We start from the raw sequence: 17,868 nt of genomic DNA, 5'->3' as shown, positions 1-17,868 counted from the left end.
GGTGCGGAAGCATCGCGCTCTGTGCTTGCTCAGGCGCCCCGCGGACCGGCCATGATCAGTGCGCTGCCGGCCAGGATGACAATCGCCCCGGCAATATCCCACCGGTCGGGCCGCGCCGCCTCCACGAGCCAGAGCCACAGGATCGAACTCACCACATAGATCCCGCCATAAGCGGCAAAGGTGCGGCCGGCGGCCGGACTGTCCACCCGCGCCAGCAGGAAAGCAAAGAGCGCCAGCGCCAGCGCGCCCGGCAACAGCCACCAGGCGGATTTGTCCAGCCGCCACCAGGCCCAGACGGCAAAGCATCCGGCGATTTCGGCCAAGGCGGCACCAAGGAAAAGAAGGGCTGTCTGCATCTGATATCCGGCGGGTTGTACGGCAGGATAGATGCGCAGGACGCGCATTGCCAGCAGTCTCAGTTGCCGCCCGTCCAGCGCAAGGGATGGTACAGCAGGGCAGATGGATCAGCAGAATGGATAAGGACGGGGGGCGAAAGGCCCGGGGTCACGGCCCGGCAGCATTGCAGGCATCACGGATGCCTGGGCAGCTCCGGCGTCATCCTCAATGCGACAGGACGTCGGACTTCGTGAAGTAATTGAACTCTTCCACCAGGATCTCCTGCACGAGCTTGTTGCCAAGCCGTGTGTTCACCGCATCCCGGACCCTGGTCTTGAGGCCTTCGATATCATAGCGCTCAAGCCTGCGGAAATTCAACTTCTCATCGGTGTAGAGAAGACGGAAGGCCTCATCGATGATGAAGGGCTGCGGCTTCACCGGGCTCTTGCGCAATGCATCGCCATCGGCCGTGAACACAAGCTGCACCACCACATATCCCTGCAGCGCGCCATTCTCGATGATGGGCACGTTGATGGCCCGCAGCTGCTCGTAGTCAATACCGACCATGAGGCGCTCATCTCTCGCTGCCCCGTTGCCGTCCTGGGTCATCCAGTAGACAGCGGCATAGGAGGCGCCAAGCGTCGTCAGGCAAACCCACAGGCCGGCAAAGAGGAGCCGCATCATGGGCGGACCCTCGCGTGATCCAGGGAGTAGGTGCCGTCAGAATCCGCTTCGAGCATCGCCTGGGAAATCATCCCGGCAATCTCGCGAACCGCATCCAGATGCAGCGAAAGCACCTGCATGTTGGCTTCCAGCGCCGCACGCAGACGTCTCAATTCCGTCGCGACGGCCACGTCACGCGCACCATCGCCGCCAGGCGCAAGCAGTGTCCGGCTGGCGCGGGCGAGCTCGAGCAGAGCCTGGCTCTTGCGGAACTCAAAGGCGCGAAGATCTGCCGTGCCCTGTTCGCGCAAGGCTTCCGTTTCGGCCTCAACCACCGTATGCGCCTTGATGATGGCCATGATCAATGTGTCATTCACATAGACCGGCAGCGGTTCAGGCGAAGTAATCTCAGCGTTTTCCTCATCAGACATGTCAGGCTGCAGCTCCATCAGGCGGTTTCCCGCTTGCCGAGGGTCTTGGCGATAAGCTCCGCGATACCGATGCCGCCACGTGCGGCCATCTGATTACCGATCTGCTCAGCCAGCATGGATTTCCAGATGCCTCCGGCCGTGCCGGAGCCAAATACACTTTCCGCGTCTTCAGGCAGAATTCCCTCCACCATCTGCTGCATCATCAGCGCCTCAAACTTCTGGGCCGGCGACAGCGCACGCGTGTTCAGGGCCGTGTCGTTCAGCATCGCCACGCGCGCTGAACCGGTGGAGCCGATGGCAGGCGTAAAGCCGTCGACTGGCCACTGCGAATTGTCCAGCCCGCGTCCGCCCGAAAGGCCGGCGGCCGCCATGGCATCCTCGAACAGGCCGCTGTCACCAGACGCGGCATAGCCAAGGCTCTCAAGCTTGGCGGCCGCGGCCCGGATCTGCTGCGGATCCGCGGCACGGGCGACATCGAGGACGATGTCGGAAATGGGAGAAATCGCCATGGCAAAGGTCCTCGTTACGCCTTCATTGCCTTGGAGACTAGGTCGTCCAGCTTGTGGGAGGCTTGCGTTGCCCCGCCCACATGACGCTCCAGAATCTCGGCGAGGCTCAGATGCTCGTCCGTCTGGCGTTCAAGCTTGGCCACGGTTTCAAGGCGCCGCTCGGTGACCTTCAGCATCCGGCCCTGCCGGGCCATTTCCGTTTCAACCTTCTCCCGGGCAGCAGTAAGCTGCGCCTGCTCCTCGGCGATGGTCTTCAGGCGCTGCGAGGCATTGCGGATGAAACGGTCGTGCATGGCGAGGTCGCCCTCGGACAGGGCGCGCAGCACGCGGTCCTGCTTTTCGGCAAGCTGCTCGTCCTGACGGTCGAGATTGACCAGCATCCAGGCTGACAATTGATGGATCTGGCGCTGCAGCTTGAGAATGCGCCCGATTTCCTTGCTGTTCTTCGACATTGTTGCCTCAACCGAATCTGAGCCAGGTGGCATAGCCGTCCAGAAAAAGCGTGATCGCCTCACCCAGGATGACAAAGAGAAAGTACATGCCGCCCGCAATGAGGAACGGGGTGGCAATGAAGTAGACCGGGATCTGCGGCGTCAGCTTGTTCAGAAGCCCGAGGGCAAAGTTGATGACGACGGCGTAGATCACGAAAGGGCTGCCGATGCGCAGGGCAAGCCAGAATGCCTCGGACAGCCGGTCGGTCAGCTGTGCCAGCCCGGCCGCCGGGTCGATGGGGGCACCGGCCGGCAGGGCGTTGTAACTTTGCGCCAGCGCCCGGAAAAGTTCCCAGTGCTGATTGGTGATGAAGATCATCGCGGTGGCTGTCAGCGTCATCAGGCTGGCCAGCGGCGGCTGCCCCTCGTTGCCCTCGATGGCCATGCCCGGCATGTTCGACAGGCCGATGGACATGGCAATGAAGGTGCCGATCATCTCCAGCCCGGCGATGAAGCAGCGCCCCATGATGCCGATCAGCACCCCTATGAACAGCTCGCTCAAGATGAAGCGAGCCACCGTCTGCAGATCTGCGGCCGGCATCGCCGCCTGAATTACAGGCGCCAGCATCGGCGCAAGCGCCAGCGAAGCCGAAACCGCCACGAAGAGCCGCACCTTCACCGGCACCCGGTCGCTGCCAAAGCCCGGCACAACCATCAGGCATGCGCCGATCCTGCAGAAAAGCATGAAGGTAGCCAGCAGCGCCTCAACGCCGAACTGGGACAAGAACGCCCCGGCCATGGTCAGGACACGCTGCCAATAGTTTCCACATCCACCCCTCGCGCGATTTCAAGATGTGAGAGCACCGGCAGGGTCGGGAACATGCGTTCCACGATCATGCGCACATAGGGGCGGGCATCAGGTGCCGCGACAACGGCAAAGCGCTTGCCGCCGGCAACCAGCGCCTTGACCGTCTGGGACATCTGGGTGCCAAAGTCCTCAACCAGCTGCGGCTCGATGTCGAACTCGATCACCTCGCCCTTGCTGTCGCGCTTCAGGCTCTGGTGGAACGCCAGGTCCCAGCGGTTGCCCAGACGCAGCACATGCAAGGGACCGCCCTCGGCCAGATCACCGCAGATCTGCTGGGCAATCCGCATGCGCACATGCTCCACCACCTGCTCGGCGCGGCGCACATGCGGCACGATCTCCGCGACAGCTTCCAGGATCAGATGCAGGTTGCGGATCGAGACACGCTCGGACAGGAGCAGCTTCAGCACCGCCTGCAGGCCGGAGAAGGAGATATGCGAGGGGCAGATATCCTCGATCAGCTTGCGGTATTCCGGGTCCAGCCGGTCCAGCAGATTGCGCATGTCCTTGTAGGAGAGCAGCTGCGGCAGGTTGTTGCGGATCACTTCCGAAAGATGCGTCAGGATCACCGTGTTGTTGTCGGCCGGCATGAAACCGTCGCGCTTCAGCTCGTCCTGATAGGCCATCGGCACCCAATAGGCCGGCATGCCGAAGGCAGGCTCCCGTGTCGGCTCGCCCAGCATCGGCAGCGGATGATCGTCACTGGCCATCACCAGAAGCTCGCCGACCTTCACCTCCTGCGCCGCCACCACCGTGCCGTGGATCTTGATCTGATAGCCTTTCGGCGGCAGCGTCAGGCTGTCGGAGACCCGGATATCGGGCACGACAAATCCATATTGCTCGGCGAACTTGCGGCGCATGCGTGCGACACGGCGCGCCAGCTCGCTGTGGCCGACCAGAAGCTGGGCGGCCACCTGCTTGCCGAGGCAAAGCTCGATTTCCGCCGTCTTGAGGGATTCCTTGACGGATTCCTTGCTCTCGCGCTGCGCCTTGGCTTCCTCGGCATCGGCCATGGCCTTGGCCATCTTGCGCTTCTCTTCCAGCTTGCGCGGGATCGTGTAGCCGATGAAGGCCATCAGGCCGCCGAGAAGGGCGAAGGGAATGGTCGGCAGCCCCGGCATCAGGGCCATCACGCCCATCAGCATCGCCCCGACGAACAGAGCACGCGGATAGGCACCCAGCTGCCCCAGCACCGCCTTTTCGGCCGTGCCGCGGGTGCCGCCCTTGGAGACCAGCAGACCGGCGGCCAGCGACACGATCAGGGCGGGGATCTGCGAGACGAGACCATCACCGACCGACAGCTTGACGAAGACATCCGCAGCTGTTGACAGATCCATGTTGTAGCGGGTGGTGCCGATGACAATGCCGCCCAGAATGTTCACGGCCGTGATGATGAGACCGGCAATGGCATCACCGCGCACAAACTTGGATGCACCATCCATGGCACCGAAGAAGGAGCTTTCCTCTTCCAGTTCCCGGCGGCGCGCCTGGGCTTCCTTGTCATCGATAAGACCGGCGGAAAGATCCGCATCGATCGCCATCTGCTTGCCGGGGATCGCATCCAGCGTGAAACGCGCCCCCACCTCGGCGATACGGGTCGCGCCTTTGGTGATGACGAGGAAGTTCACCGTGACCAGGATGGCAAAGACGATGAGACCGATCACGAAGTCGCCGCTCATGACGAATTGCGAGAAGCCATAGATCACATGGCCGGCAGCCGTCACACCCTGGTGCCCGTCCGACAGGATGACACGGGTCGTCGCGATGTTGAGCGCCAGGCGCAGCATCGTTGCGATCAGCAGGATCGTCGGAAAGGATGAGAAATCAAGCGGCTTCTGGATCCACAGGGAGACCATGAGGATCAGCACCGACAGGGCAATCGACAGGGCCAGCCCCGTGTCGATCATGAAGGCCGGGATCGGCAGGAAGAGAACGGCGAGGATCAGCGCGATGCCAATCGCAAAGCCGATATCGCGGCGGCTTTCCGGCTTATCCGGCCCGCTCGTTGATACGACTGTCTCGGACATACCCACTCCCGGTCACTGTATCGCTGGACCAACTGTGCCCGGTGAAGCTTGCGCGAACATGGAGCGCCGGGAAGCCGGCCGGCAGAGGCGCGCATTTGGAAGGCTGGAGCTCTATTCCAGCTCATACCAAGGCGCTGAGGTGCTGACGCATCACGCCTTGAAAAGGCTCAAACGCTGCACGGGCCTGGTATTACAGGCTCAGCGGCAGCCAGCGTCAGAAGCCGGTTTCGATCCGGCCATAGACCAGCGCCGTGAGCGAATAGATCTGAGCCCCGATGAAAGGCCCGGCAATGACGATCATGGCAAGGATGGCGACGATCTTCGGAATGAAGGTCAGCGTCACTTCCTGCACCTGCGTCAGGGCCTGCATCAGGGCAATCGAGACGCCGACAACCATGGCCGGAATGATCGCCGGTGCGGATCCGGTGATGATCGTCCAGATCGCGGTCCGCACCAGGTCAAGGGCGTCAGCCTCGTTCATGATCAGGAGATCTTCACACCCGGGCCGAGCAGGATGCCCTTGCCGTTGTCCAGGCCGAGAATGGTGCCGTCGGAGTAGACTTCCACCGACTTGACGATCCCTGTCGTGCCGGCGGCATCAGTCACCGTGCGGCCGATGAGGTCATTGACCTGACCGAAGGACATGTTCGCCAGCATGGTTTCCAGCTTCGTGTTCATCTTGATGGACTGCTCCACCTGCGAGAAGCTGGCAAGCTGCGCCAGCTGCTGGGTGCTGTCCACCGGCTCGGTCGGATCCTGGTTCTTCATCTGCGCCATCATCAGCTGCAGGAAGGCATTGTAGTCCAGCATCAACTGGTCCCGTGCCGCAGTGCTGGCAGACTGGGATTGGGCTGCGCCGGTACCACCGACGCCCGAAACTGTCGTCATCTTCGCCTCCTAGGCTGCTACAAAGCCGGCGGCTGCCGGTTCTTCCGGGAGACTGCCCGACATGATGGACGCCTCTACCGGATAGAGATTCCTGATGGTCTTGAGGGCATCGAACAGCCGTCCTTCTCCCATCAGCTCGTCGACCTGGCCCAGACCCGAAACGATGTCCGGATTTGTGAAGGTCCTGCGGGTGGACGCCAGCAGCATGTTTGCCAGATCCCGCGCCTGCGGAGCACTGGCCGGGTCCATGAGCATGGACTGCAGCACGAAATAGAGCTGACGCAGCGGTGTCGTCGTCTCATGCGCCTGCAGAACGTGATTTTCCAGCAGGAAGACGCAATTGTTGAGCAGCTCGACCGATGTCTTCCGGTCGACGCGGATTACCGCACCATTGATGTAGAGCCGTTCACCGGCTTTCAGGGCAATGTGCATGGCAGTCACCCCCTCAGGCTGTCACGGATGATCCCGTTGATCTCGATAATGGCGTCGAAGCTTTCCGTCTCGTACCGGCGCAGGCGCTCCAGCTCCTTGAGCACCCAGATGCCGATGGAGATCAGGTCAGCGCGGATTTCCACCGGCAGGTCGTTGCTGTTCTCGGACAGGCTTTCCAGCAGGAACGTCCAGACCCGGCGCGCGTTGAAAATGGCTTCGACAGCCTCCCGGGACCGCACCCCCTTCTCACGCGCCAGCTCGAGCTGGCTGATGACGATCCCGAGCGCCTCACGCTCATCCTGACGCGGGTCGTTTCCGAACTCATCCATCGTCTGGGCATAGGAGGACTTGTACATGGCACCTCTCTGGTGTTGGCTGCCGTCCGGCAGCGGGCCGCAAGCGGCCGCGCCGGTAAAATGGGTCACAGATAGTTGAGGATGCTCAGCTTCTGCATGCGGGCGCTGACCGCATAGGTGGTTTCAAGCTGGGTCAGCGCGGTGTTGAGCCGAACTGCCGTTTCCTCCGGATTGACGCTTTCGAGCGAGATGATCTGCTTGTTGAGAATGTCGGTCTGCAGTTTCAGCCGCGTGGACGCCTCCGAAACACGTTTCTGTACGAGGCCGGTCTTTCCCTGAATATCGGAGATACCGGCAACGGCATCGCCGAGAACCGAAATCGCCTTGTCGAGCATCGTCTTGTAAGTACCTTCGGAGAGCCCGGAGGTCCCGAGATCACCGATCATCGTGAAGGCCATGGCGAGCTGCCGGAAGGCTTTCTCATTGGCACTGAGGGACGTCAAAGCCGACTCGCCCGGCGAAATCACCGTGCTTGCAAGCTCATTGGTTGCATTCGACCAGTCCGTCCCCCACTGGGGATCTTCAAAGAGAGACGCAAAAGCCCCATCAAGGAAAGTCTGCATCTGGGCAGGCGTTATGCCCGCAGCGGCGGGATCGTCCTGGGTGAAACCAAACTCGGCCAGGAAGGCCGCATCCAGGGCCGCCTTGTTGTCTGAAGCCGGCGTTGCGAAATAGTCGTTGATTGGCGCTTCAGCACTGTTGATGCCGCCGAAGACATAGGTTCCGCTGACTTGAGTGTTCAGGCGGGCAACCAGCAGCTTGAGATTGCTTTCGGCCATGCTCTGCGCAACGACCGCCGATCCGTTGCTGTCCCGGACGCCGACGAGGGTCGAGAGCAGATTTTCCGCCGAACTCAGCATGTCACCAAGAGCCGTTTGGGTAACATCCAGCCTGGAGGAAGCAAGTGCGTTGGTATCGATGATCGCACTCAGGCGGAAGAATTCCGACCGCACCATCACAGCATCACCGGTGCGCCGCCCCAGATCAAGGCCGACGTCTGCCTTGCGGCCTGAAGACATTTCGACTTGCAACTGGGCAACGTCCGCAGTCTGACGCATCAGCAGGCTGCGGGAGTTGTTGGACATCGTAAAGGTGGAGATGTAGGTCGTCTTCATGGTTTACCTCACAGAGTCCAGCAGATCCTGGAGCATTCGATCGACAGCCGAGATGAGCTTGGCCGCAGCGCCATAGGCGCGCTCGATATCGAGAAGCAGGGCCATTTCCTCATCAATGTTCACGCCCGTCGCATTCGACAGGGCACTTGATGTGCGGGAAACGATCACAGACTGAACTTCCAGGTCCGCTGCCGCTGACTTGCGCGCAGCTTCCAGCCAGCCCACAGAGGAACTCGCGTAGGACTTGAGCGATGCCGTGGAGTTCAATCCCAGAGACGGGTCAAAGCTCATCGGCGCGTTCATCGCCGAAACAAGGCCGTTGAGGCGGTCGGAGTAACCTGCGAACCCTTCCGGATTGTAGATATAGTCCGCACCTGCAAGCCCGCCGTCTCGCAACAGGTCCAGACTGCCACCCTGATCAGGGTCGGCTGCCGGATTGATCATGATGCTGCCCGCAAGACCCGGAACGAGTGTGGCAGAGGCTGGAACGCCCGTTGCGCCTGCAAAGGTAAACAGCCCAGGCTGATCTGCGCTGCCGCCTCCGGTCTGGTCGCTTTCGGCAAAGGCTGCGATCAGTCCGCGTGCAATCTCATCGAGCTGGTTCTGATAGGTGACGGCAATATTGTCGCGCAGCTCGGTCAGGCCAAACAGGTTGCCGGATGAAATCGGCATGATGGCCGAAGATCCAGTCACCGGAACGCCATCGATAAAGATGGCATTGCCCACCGTCCCGGCCGTAAAGACATTGGTGGGCGCGAAGGAGACGGTACGGGCAGACGTTTCAAACAGGGTAACACCGCTGTCCGTATAGATCACGATGCCGCCATCCGACTGAGTAAGCGTTGATATGCCGACTTCCTCGGAGAGAGACAACAGGGCAAGATCACGGGCATCCATGGCATCGGAAACATCAGCGCCCGTTCCCAGCCCTTTGACGATAACCGAATTGAGGCTTTCGATCTGAGCAAGCAACTCGTTGATATGCTGGACCGAGCCCGCGATATCCGCATCGGCATCAGCACGAACGCCCTGAACCAGACTGGTGTATTCGTTCAGGAGTTTCGCCGTATCCTTGGCGGACTGCAGCATGGACTGCGCCAGGATGGAATTGCCTGGATCTGCTGCGTAGTTCTGAACTGCCGTTTCCAGCTTGCCGAGCTGCGCCGCCGAAGAGCGTTGCAGCTCGGTGTCACCGGTTGTGCCAGCCAGCTTCTCAAGCCCGCTGGAGATCACGTATTGCGACGAGACAATCGATGTTGAGCGTAGAAGCGACTTGTAGAGCCCTGCATCCATTGACCGGGCTATACCGTCTACCCGGACACCGCCGCCGGATCCGCTCGTGCTGACGATTGTGCTCAGCATGACGGACTTGCGGGTATAGCCCGCCTGCTGGGCGCCAGCGATGTTCCGCGAAATGGCAGCCGTCTCGGTCTGCCGGGCGGCTAGCGCGGATTGGGCCGACTTGAGAGCAACTGACAAGCTCATAGTTGATGTCCCGTATCAGGCTGAAAAAATCAGCGGGCGAGATTCACAAGCTCTTCCAGCAGGTCGGAGCCTGCCTTGAAAACCTTGGAGTTGGCGGTAAAGGCGCGCTGGGACTCGATCATCGACGTCAGCTCGCTGGCAATGTCGACGTTGGAGTCTTCCTTGGCCCCGACCTCCAGTTTGCCAAGGCCATTCTCACCCGGGAAACCGACGCGGATTTCGCCGGAGTCGTTCGAGGCGGTGTAGATATTGCCCGACAGCACGGTCAGTTTGTCCGGGCTAGGCACGGTTGCCAGGGGAATGCGGTAGAGGGCCCGGCGGGTTCCGTCCGCATAAACCGCGCTGAGCGTGCCGTCGGAGCTGAACTCGACGCTTTCAACCGCGCTGGGTGCGTTGCCATTGCGCCCAACTTCGGCAATGGCGAAGTCTGCTGCAACAGAGGTGGAGCCGGACAGGTCCAGATCAAAGGTGCCGCCATTGGGAACGGCAATGTTGATCGAGGTGGCGCTGGCGGCTTCAAGCTTGCCGGTGGTGCGGCTGAAGGTAATTGACTGGGTGGAAAGGGGGCCGGACGAGTAGGGGAAGCCGCCACCCGGACCCGCATCGGCCGCATTGAAGATCGTGACTTCCCAGTCCGAATCCGCTCCCGTCTCGGCCGTCTTCGAATAGTAGATGTCCAACTTCACCTCGTTGCCGAGGTTGTCGAAGACGATCATCGACGTCTTGGCCGAATAGGTCGAGCCTGCGCCGTTGACCGACGGCAGATCAGCAGCAGCCACAATGTCCGCGCCTTCCGGAACGTTCGTCCACAGAAGAGCGCTGGTCGTTGGCGTTGCAATGAGCTGGTTCTGGGAGACGTTGATGCTTTCAAGCCCGCCCAGACCGTTGGCAACCGGCGTGGTGGCTACGCCATCGGTGATCGGATAGCCCTGCAGCTGATAGCCGGCGGTGTTGACGAGATAGCCGTCCTTGTCGATGACGAAGGCGCCGGCACGAGTGAGAACGGGCGTTCCGTTGCTGTCCGCAACAACGAAGAAGCCGTTACCATCAATGGCCAGATTGAGGCCCGATGTGGTGTAGCTGATTGGACCCTGGCTTGAAATCGAGTAGACCGTGTTGGCCTTCACAGCACCGGAATTGTACTTGCCTGAGCCCTGAGACAGCACCATGGAGCTGAATTCGGTGCTGGCCCGCTTGTAGCCGGTGGTGTTCGAATTCGCGATGTTGTCGGCAACCGTACCCAGCTTGCTGGACTGGGCATTCATGCCCGACACACCAGTGCGCATAACGCTGTAAAGACTCATGGAACGTCTCCCGTTTCCAGTTTCCTTGCCTGCCATTCAACGGCGCCAATCTTGCGTGAAGCTGTTGTGGTGGAGCGGGAGCCTCAAAATTCATCCGCGACTTATGCAGTGCCCCAAATAGAAAAACCCGGAAACAATTCCGGGTTTGCATTACAGTTCTTTTCTTTTTGAGGCATTTATTTGCAAAAAGCTTTCGCTTCCGGCGTCCATTTGCCAAATCCCGAGGCCACCATATTGGTGATGACCTTGCACACGTAGCGCTTCTGCGCCGGGTTGTTGTTGGGTCCGGCATGGTAGCGCGCAACAGCCATGGTCCAGGTGCCCTGGCGGGCATGCAGTTCATTCAGGAACCTTGCCGCGTAACGCACGTTGGCCTGCGGCTCCAGCATATGCGCGACGGAGCGGAACTGCTTGCCGTGATAGTGGTGATTGATCTGCATACAGCCCACGTCGATGAGCTTCTTGCCTTGCGCCCGTGCCGCCGCCACCTCGCGCTCGGCCGCCTTCGCACTGTCGGGAAACCTGGCCGCTCCCTCGATGTTGAGGGCATAGGGCGAGAGCGAGTTCCGCCGGCCCGTTTCCGTCAGGCCGACGGCGTAGAGCACACCGAGAGGAATCTGATAGGCCTTTGCAGCTGCAGCCATTTCCCGCTCGCAGATGGCCTGCCCGGGAGCCGCCTGCGCCGGGGCGGCGAACTCGCCGCCCGCAAGAAGCTCAAAGATACAAAGCGCCGCTGCGGCCATCACCCGCCGTTGCATGCTGCTGCCCCTCCGTGCCGTCGTTGCTGTTGTCTGCCTGGGCGGATGAGGCGGAGTTGCCGCCCTGACCATCCTTGCCGCCGCCCATGGCTTCTCCGAACTGGCCCTGCGCCATGCCGCCCCGGCCATCGCCGCTGGCCTGGCCTTGCGTGCCTTGCCCTGCCTGTGCGCCTGTCACCTGAAAGGCCGGGCGGTCCTCACCGGCGGCCTGAATGGTGATGCTGTCCGCCTTGTGGCCGGTGGCACGCATCATCTGGTCCAGCAGCTGCCGGTCCTGCTTCAGAAGCTCTGCCGTGTCGGGATTGCTTGCCGTCATGACCACCTGCACGGTGTCGCCGGAGAGCTTCATCGTCACCTTCACCGTGCCCAGTTCCATCGGCTGCAGCTGGATCTCCAGCATCTTCACCGCAGGCGCATCCGGACGGACGCGGAAGACGGCCGCGGCTGCATCGCTGCGGGCCGTATCAGGCTGCGGCGGTGTGGTCAGCGCAGACGTGATCGCGGTTCCGATCTGTTGAGCCGGAGACAGGCGCAAGGACGGCGCAAAATGCGTCTCCTCACGTGTCACATTGACCTTGCCCATACCTGCAGCAACCCGCAGCGCACCGGCATCATCCACCGGTTCTCCATTCGCAGGACCATCCGGCCGGATCAGGCGCGAAATAAGGCCGGCATCATCCAGCCCGGCAAGATCCTCACTGGTGGGCATGACCGGGCCGGAGGGCATGGCCTGTTGTGCCTGAGGCTGGGACACTGGCTGCGGCTGCCCCCGGGGCGTTCCTTGCGGCAGACCGGGCTGCGGCGCCTGGGTCCAGGGGCCTGCAAGCTCCGCGGCCGCCCTCTGTGGGGCAGCAGCAGACGCATGGGCAACAGGTGGTTGGGTCTGCCCGGCAGACACGGGCATTTGTCCGGCAGCAGCGCCATCCGGCTGCGCCAGCGCAGCCATCAGCGAGGCAGCGCCGCCGGACTGAGCCGGACCCTCTTCGGTATCCGGCTGGACAGGCACTTCGAACAGGCCCGCCAGCAGATCCGGCACGGCGGTTTCGCCTTGCGTCTGAACCGGCGCCCCGGCTGTGGTGCCATCTGCAGGGGCGGGTGTCTGTTCGCCGCTCTTTTCCTGCCTACCGTCCTTCGGGGTCATCTTGCGCATGAGATCGGAGAAGCCATTCCCGGCATCCTCCTGCGCTCCGGACTTGCCCGCAGCAGCTTGGGAAGCCACCGCCGGTGCTGCCGCTGTGGCTGCAATCATGGCCATGGTCAGAGCCTCCCCTTCTGTTTGCTCATCAGATCTTCCGTCTGTTTCAGCAGCCGCTCTGCCTGCCCCATCACCGGTTTGCTCCAGGAGGCCTCAGCCGGTGGAGGCAGAATGGCATAGGCTCCGAATTCACCGATCACACCGCGTGGCGGCTCGGGCCAGTGACGCACGTGATTGAGAACGATGTAGGCCGCATCCATCAGATCCCGGTCCTGCGGGGTGAGGCTCTTGCGGTCGATCGACCAGAGCAGCTGACGCGTGCTGTGGATGTCCTCAGGGCGTAACGACACTGCGGCCTGGTAGAGCTTCAGCTGGGTCTCGTCATAGGTGCCGGACATGGCCAACGGCATGGCCCGTTCCGAGGCCCTGCGGGCAATCGTCAGATGCCCGCCGGCCACGGCACGGCGGGCCAGGCGCAGATAGAAACCGCGGCGCGTGTCTTCATCAAATTCCGCCAGCAGACTTTCCAGCAGGGCAAAACGGTCGTCATTCTCGCTGAACCCAAGCGAGTCCAGCGCCAGTCCGAAGCGCCGGCGGAAGTCACCCTCATAGATCGAGCCACGGAAGCGGCGCAGATAGCGGATGGAAAGCGACTGAAATCCCTCGATGTCGCCCAGCTTGCCGGCAACAAAGACCTCACGGCGCAATGCGGCCTCTTCAACCAGCGTGCCGGGCATGAGCAGACGGGCGATGGCAAGCAGACGCATCGCCTCTTTCGGATTGTCTGCCACTTCCAGAGCCGAACGCACCAGGGCAACCTGACCGCCCAGATTGGGCGCCATGTCCATCGGATCGTAACCGGACAGCAGGCGGCGGGCTTCTTCGGGCCGGCCATCCACATAGGCCAGCGCGCCGCGCATGAGGTCCTCCTCGACGGCCGGTGCTGCCTTCAGCGTCAAAAGCCTGCGGACGACATTGGGATGCCCGCCACTCAACAGATGAATGACGGCGGCTCGGGCATTGCGGGCATCTGCCCAGGTGGACGGCGGAGCTGCCAGAAACACCTCATTCATATGCTGCAGCAGGGCGCGCTGTGCCTGATGGGCCTGGGTGTTGCCCTGCGCCACCTGCCCCTGCAGCATCTGCAGGGTGCGCACCATTTCGTAAGGCGCACTCTCCTGAGGCAGGGCGGCAATGTCCTGGGCTGCAGCTTGTGTCCCTGCCGCATCATGAGCCAGCGCAAGGGGCAGAGCCAGAAGGAGGGTCAGTGCCGTGCTTCGCACAAGTGCAAGGCTGCGGCCCGACGGAAACAAGGCCGCCATCACACGCCCTCCTCCATCAGGAAGATCTCGATGCGCCTGTTTGCCGGCGCATAGGGATCATCCGCCTGCTTCAGCTCGCGGTCGGCATAGCCCTCCACGCGCTCGATGCGGCCGGCGTCGACACCGCCCCGCACCAGCATGTAGAGAGCCATGTGAGCGCGGGAGGTGGACAGACGCCAGTTGTCATTGTTGGCAGACCTGAAGGGCCGCGCGTCCGTGTGGCCGCGGATGATGATCTTGCCTGTACGGGACGACAGGACGGCACCGATCCGCTCCATCAGCTTCACGAGCTCCGGCCGCGGCTCAGCCGAGCCAACTGCGAACATGCCGAAGTTCTCCGCATCCGTCAGGCTGATCAGGACACCGCCGTCCTGCCTCGAGACTTCAATGCGGCTGGCCGTCTCTGCCAGCTGGCCATTGGCAGAAGCGGTAATCGCCTCGCGGATTTCGGAAACGGCCGCTTCCGTGCGCGATACGGCCTGTTCTGCCTGCACCGTTTCGGGCGCGGTGGGTGCAGATGCATCAGCCACGGGGACCTGCTGCGGCACTGCCGCCACCGCTACCGGTGCGGACTCCGTCTCAGCGGCAGGCGCAACGCCCTCCTTCGGCTTGGGAACCGTGACCGCCGTCAAAGGAGCGTCAGGCTCGGTTTCGACGACCTGCGCGGCAGCTGTTCCCTGTGGCTGCGCAGGTGTCTCACCTTCATCCCCGGAAGCCGGGGCTTCAAAGGCAACGGTGCCAATGGCCGTCTGGCCTGTCACTGACGCTGCGGCTCCGCCTTCCTGTACCGATGTCTTGCGGCCGGGGAGAAACTGCCAGTACATCGGATCAAACGGGTCGCGGAACGCATCGCCGCCCTGGGCACCTTCCGTCTGCTGCTGCCCGATACCTTCGGTTTCAGGCGCCACTCCGGCCTCCAGCTGATCCCCGAGCGTGCCGACCAGCTGATCCAGCACGGCGTAGGGATCGCTGAAGAGCTGTGCCTCTGAGAGCGTGGGATTGAACTCTCCAGCACGGCGCCCTGCAACAAGGCCATCCCGCAACGGCATCGAGCCGGTCGCATCGGAGCCGTTTGCGGTGCCGGGGCTGCCGTCCGGATCCGGCGTGGTCTCCATCTGCGCATCAATCTTGGCAGGATTGGTCACATCGGGCCCCGGCACATCGGGATCATTCAGTCCCTTGCGGGTCTGGGTCGTGGAGGTCAGCTTCACGGGATTGAAATACTGGGCAACCCCCTTGCGAACGCTCTCGTCCGTGACGTTGATCAGCCACATGACGAGGAAGAAGGCCATCATCGCGGTCATGAAATCCGCGAAGGCAATCTTCCAGACACCGCCCTTGACGGTATCCGTCTCAAGCGACGCGCGGCGGCGGACAATGATGATCTCGTTAGCCTGCAGACCTGCACTCATTCTTCGGTCTCCCGGATCGTCTTGAGGCGCCTGAGCCAGTCCGCCATCTGCGTCTCGATGATCGTGTCTCCAAGCACGGCCTGCAGTTCCGGCGTATCGCCCTGCTTGACAATGACGGAGCCTGCCAGCGGCCCAAGCTCCTGCATGACCCGGTCAAGGAGCTCATGCGGACCGCTGACCTCGAATGTGGCAGCGCTCCCCGTCAGCAATTCCTTGAGTGTCCCGGAGAAATGGCTGACCGCCTGCTCCCGGACGGCGTCCTTCAGGAACGGCAGAAGCACCTGCTCGACGGCATCAGACATGCGGGCCGACAGGCTGGCCACGGCATTGGCAATGCCATCGGAGAGTTGTCTTGCCTGCTCTTCTTCGAAAGCTTCACGTGCAGCAGCGGCCTCTGACCGGAGGGCGGTAACCTGAACCTCCAGATCCTCAGCCGCAGCAAGGCGCGCTTCCTCCCGCCCAGCCCGGACACCGCGCGCATATTCGGCGGCAAGCCGTTCTTCGAGGGTCGGCTCCGGCGCGCGTTCCACCGCCGGCATCACCTCAGCCATAATGACTTCGGCGCTGCTGAGATGCTGGAACACGGGACTGGAAAGCACCGGCAGGCGCGAGGCGATGGGTTTCGGGGTCATCAGGCGCGCTCCGCCTCATACATCCACTGCTTCAGGATGGCAGCGGATTGCTCCTCATTCAGCTCAAGCAGGGATTCCAGCTTCTTGATCGGCGACTGGTTGATCTTGTTCGTCAGGTCAGCCAGCAGCAGGGAGTGATCCGGCCCACCGAGTGCAGCCTGTCCGCCGAACTGTGCAGCCAGCGCCTCCGCAGAGCCATCCATGGTCATTTCGGCAATCTCGGCAGGCTTTTCTGTGCTCTGCGGGATCAGCACCGACAGCGCCGGACGCAGGCCGAACCAGATCAGAAGGCCGGCAACACCCAGGATCGCAACGGCATTGATGACATTGCCCGACTGGCGGATGAGCAGCTCTGCGATCGACAGCGGCGGGGCGGCCTGCATGTCGCGCGCACCGGCGAAGAACTCGACCATCGACACCTTGATGGTATCCCCGCGGTTTGAGCTGACACCGGCGGAGGAGGCAACCAGTTCCTGGATCTCCTTCAGCTGATCATCAATCTGGTTCTGATCGGGACTGCCACCCAGCGCCTCGACAAGACGTGCCCGGTCCACCAGAACGGCGATGGACAGGCGCTCCACCTGGTAGCCCTCCTGGGAGGTCTCGATCACCTTGGTGGAAATCTCATAGTTGACCGTCTCTTCACGGCGCTGGTTTTCCTCACTGGAGCGCTCACCGCCGTTTGCCTGCACTTGCTCATCGGGGAGGTTCTGCTCCACCGTCGTCGGGGTCTGGGTGCTGGCGTTCTGCGAGGCCTCACTCTGGCGGATGCTGCGGGTGGAGCGCTCAACGCGGGAATCCGGATCAAAGATCGTCTCGGCCACGCGGCGCCGGTCCGTGTTGAGGGTCGCAGCCACACTGACCTGGAAATGGTCCAGCCCGAGGTAAGGAGTGAGGGTCTTGCGGATGCTCTCCTGAATGCGGGTGCTGATGGCGGTCTCGAGGCTGGCCATCTGGCCTGCGGAGGCATTCACAGGATCGGCGCCCGAGGCCAGAAGCGTGCCGGAGGTATCGAGGACCGTCACTTTGTCCGAGGTCAGCCCAGGAACGGCTGCAGCCACAAGGTGCCGGATGGCATCTGCCGTGCGCACATCGTCCCGGTTGTCCGCGCGGATGACCACAGAGGCTGACGGCGGCTGCTGATCGCGGCGGAAGGAGCCCTTTTCCGGCATGACGATGTGGACGCGCGCGGCCCGCACGCCCTGCATCAGCTGAATGGTGCGGGCCAGTTCCCCTTCAATGGCGCGCAGCCGGGTGACGTCCTGCATGAAGGAGGTGAGGCCCAGCGACCCCAGATTATCGAACAGCTCATACCCAGTTCCTGTGCCGCGGGGCAGGCCGCGCTCTGCCAGAAGCATGCGGGCGCGCGGTGCCGAGCTGGGGCTCACGAGGACAGAGGTCCCGTCCGCGCTGACGTCGAAGAGGATACCGGCGTCCTGCAGGGCCTGGCCCATGCGGCTCACGTCGTCTCCTTCAAGACCGGTATAAAGCGGCGTCATTTGCGGGCGGCTGAGATAGTAGGCCCCCAACCCCACCGTGACGACCGTGGCAATGCCGATGAGTGCAAGGGCAACAAGGCGCCTGACGCCCAGTTCCATGAGGTTTGCCCAGAGTTTTTCTGCATGTTCACGGCCCGGCATTCGACACCCCTGTGCTAGGTCGATGAGATCGTGCCCTGACTATCGCGGGTCTGGCTGGCGTGAGGCT

Annotated in this window: 20 protein-coding genes; all 20 read right to left on the bottom strand. The window is 62.3% G+C overall.

Annotated features, from left to right (window positions below):
- Positions 1 to 29: 29 nt before the first annotated feature.
- Positions 30 to 356 carry a YnfA family protein gene (locus tag ACVNHC_RS16960; protein WP_050474447.1) on the bottom strand — a complete coding sequence of 109 codons (327 nt, stop codon included), beginning with the start codon at positions 354 to 356 and terminating at the stop codon, positions 30 to 32.
- Positions 357 to 561: 205 nt separating this feature from the next.
- The gene (locus tag ACVNHC_RS16955) at positions 562 to 1,020 is read right to left on the bottom strand and encodes a hypothetical protein (RefSeq protein WP_050474411.1); all 459 of its coding nucleotides are present in this window, start codon (positions 1,018 to 1,020) and stop codon (positions 562 to 564) included.
- Complete coding sequence (locus ACVNHC_RS16950; protein ID WP_152967583.1) at positions 1,017 to 1,430, bottom strand: hypothetical protein; 414 nt, start codon at positions 1,428 to 1,430, stop codon at positions 1,017 to 1,019. Before ACVNHC_RS16950 ends, ACVNHC_RS16955 begins: the two co-directional genes overlap by 4 nt.
- A gap of 17 nt (positions 1,431 to 1,447) precedes the next feature.
- Positions 1,448 to 1,939 (bottom strand): rod-binding protein, encoded by a 492-nt coding sequence (locus tag ACVNHC_RS16945; protein ID WP_050474409.1) that lies wholly within the window; start codon positions 1,937 to 1,939, stop codon positions 1,448 to 1,450.
- 14 nt (positions 1,940 to 1,953) lie between these two features.
- A complete protein-coding gene (locus ACVNHC_RS16940; RefSeq protein WP_050474408.1) occupies positions 1,954 to 2,391 on the bottom strand; it encodes a hypothetical protein in 438 nt (145 codons plus the stop codon).
- A gap of 7 nt (positions 2,392 to 2,398) precedes the next feature.
- A complete protein-coding gene (gene fliR / locus ACVNHC_RS16935) occupies positions 2,399 to 3,169 on the bottom strand; it encodes a flagellar biosynthesis protein FliR (RefSeq protein ID WP_457168193.1) in 771 nt (256 codons plus the stop codon).
- A gap of 2 nt (positions 3,170 to 3,171) precedes the next feature.
- Positions 3,172 to 5,262: a flagellar biosynthesis protein FlhA gene (flhA, locus tag ACVNHC_RS16930; protein ID WP_050474406.1), complete on the bottom strand. Its 2,091-nt coding sequence runs from the start codon at positions 5,260 to 5,262 to the stop codon at positions 3,172 to 3,174.
- Between the two features lie 214 nt (positions 5,263 to 5,476).
- The gene (locus ACVNHC_RS16925) at positions 5,477 to 5,743 is read right to left on the bottom strand and encodes a flagellar biosynthetic protein FliQ (RefSeq protein ID WP_050474405.1); all 267 of its coding nucleotides are present in this window, start codon (positions 5,741 to 5,743) and stop codon (positions 5,477 to 5,479) included.
- Between the two features lie 2 nt (positions 5,744 to 5,745).
- Positions 5,746 to 6,150 carry a flagellar hook assembly protein FlgD gene (gene flgD, locus ACVNHC_RS16920; protein WP_050474404.1) on the bottom strand — a complete coding sequence of 135 codons (405 nt, stop codon included), beginning with the start codon at positions 6,148 to 6,150 and terminating at the stop codon, positions 5,746 to 5,748.
- A gap of 9 nt (positions 6,151 to 6,159) precedes the next feature.
- Positions 6,160 to 6,582, bottom strand: coding sequence for a flagellar biosynthesis repressor FlbT (gene flbT / locus ACVNHC_RS16915; RefSeq protein ID WP_050474403.1), 423 nt, complete (start codon positions 6,580 to 6,582; stop codon positions 6,160 to 6,162).
- Between the two features lie 5 nt (positions 6,583 to 6,587).
- Positions 6,588 to 6,938, bottom strand: a complete 351-nt coding sequence (gene flaF, locus ACVNHC_RS16910; RefSeq protein WP_050474402.1) for a flagellar biosynthesis regulator FlaF — start codon at positions 6,936 to 6,938, stop codon at positions 6,588 to 6,590.
- A 65-nt stretch (positions 6,939 to 7,003) separates the two neighbouring features.
- A complete protein-coding gene (locus ACVNHC_RS16905) occupies positions 7,004 to 8,053 on the bottom strand; it encodes a flagellar hook-associated family protein (protein ID WP_050474401.1) in 1,050 nt (349 codons plus the stop codon).
- A 3-nt stretch (positions 8,054 to 8,056) separates the two neighbouring features.
- Positions 8,057 to 9,538: a flagellar hook-associated protein FlgK gene (flgK, locus tag ACVNHC_RS16900; RefSeq protein WP_457168190.1), complete on the bottom strand. Its 1,482-nt coding sequence runs from the start codon at positions 9,536 to 9,538 to the stop codon at positions 8,057 to 8,059.
- 29 nt (positions 9,539 to 9,567) lie between these two features.
- Positions 9,568 to 10,842, bottom strand: a complete 1,275-nt coding sequence (locus tag ACVNHC_RS16895; protein ID WP_050474399.1) for a flagellar hook protein FlgE — start codon at positions 10,840 to 10,842, stop codon at positions 9,568 to 9,570.
- A 176-nt stretch (positions 10,843 to 11,018) separates the two neighbouring features.
- On the bottom strand, positions 11,019 to 11,600 hold the full coding sequence (locus tag ACVNHC_RS16890; protein WP_208977582.1) for a transglycosylase SLT domain-containing protein: 582 nt from the start codon (positions 11,598 to 11,600) through the stop codon (positions 11,019 to 11,021).
- Positions 11,557 to 12,855 (bottom strand): flagellar hook-length control protein FliK, encoded by a 1,299-nt coding sequence (locus ACVNHC_RS16885; RefSeq protein WP_457168187.1) that lies wholly within the window; start codon positions 12,853 to 12,855, stop codon positions 11,557 to 11,559. The genes ACVNHC_RS16890 and ACVNHC_RS16885 overlap by 44 nt, the downstream gene beginning before the upstream one ends.
- Before the next feature lie 2 nt (positions 12,856 to 12,857).
- Positions 12,858 to 14,117, bottom strand: coding sequence for a chemotaxis protein (locus ACVNHC_RS16880; RefSeq protein WP_457168185.1), 1,260 nt, complete (start codon positions 14,115 to 14,117; stop codon positions 12,858 to 12,860).
- On the bottom strand, positions 14,117 to 15,529 hold the full coding sequence (locus ACVNHC_RS16875; RefSeq protein WP_457168183.1) for a MotB family protein: 1,413 nt from the start codon (positions 15,527 to 15,529) through the stop codon (positions 14,117 to 14,119). Before ACVNHC_RS16875 ends, ACVNHC_RS16880 begins: the two co-directional genes overlap by 1 nt.
- Positions 15,526 to 16,161: a hypothetical protein gene (locus tag ACVNHC_RS16870; RefSeq protein ID WP_457168181.1), complete on the bottom strand. Its 636-nt coding sequence runs from the start codon at positions 16,159 to 16,161 to the stop codon at positions 15,526 to 15,528. Before ACVNHC_RS16870 ends, ACVNHC_RS16875 begins: the two co-directional genes overlap by 4 nt.
- Positions 16,161 to 17,801 carry a flagellar basal-body MS-ring/collar protein FliF gene (gene fliF / locus ACVNHC_RS16865; protein WP_050474393.1) on the bottom strand — a complete coding sequence of 547 codons (1,641 nt, stop codon included), beginning with the start codon at positions 17,799 to 17,801 and terminating at the stop codon, positions 16,161 to 16,163. Before fliF ends, ACVNHC_RS16870 begins: the two co-directional genes overlap by 1 nt.
- Positions 17,802 to 17,868 lie beyond the last annotated feature (67 nt).

The organism is Pannonibacter sp. Q-1 (assembly GCF_054073275.1).
Note: the sequence above shows the minus strand (reverse complement) of the source record. Positions and strands in the feature narration are given on the sequence as shown.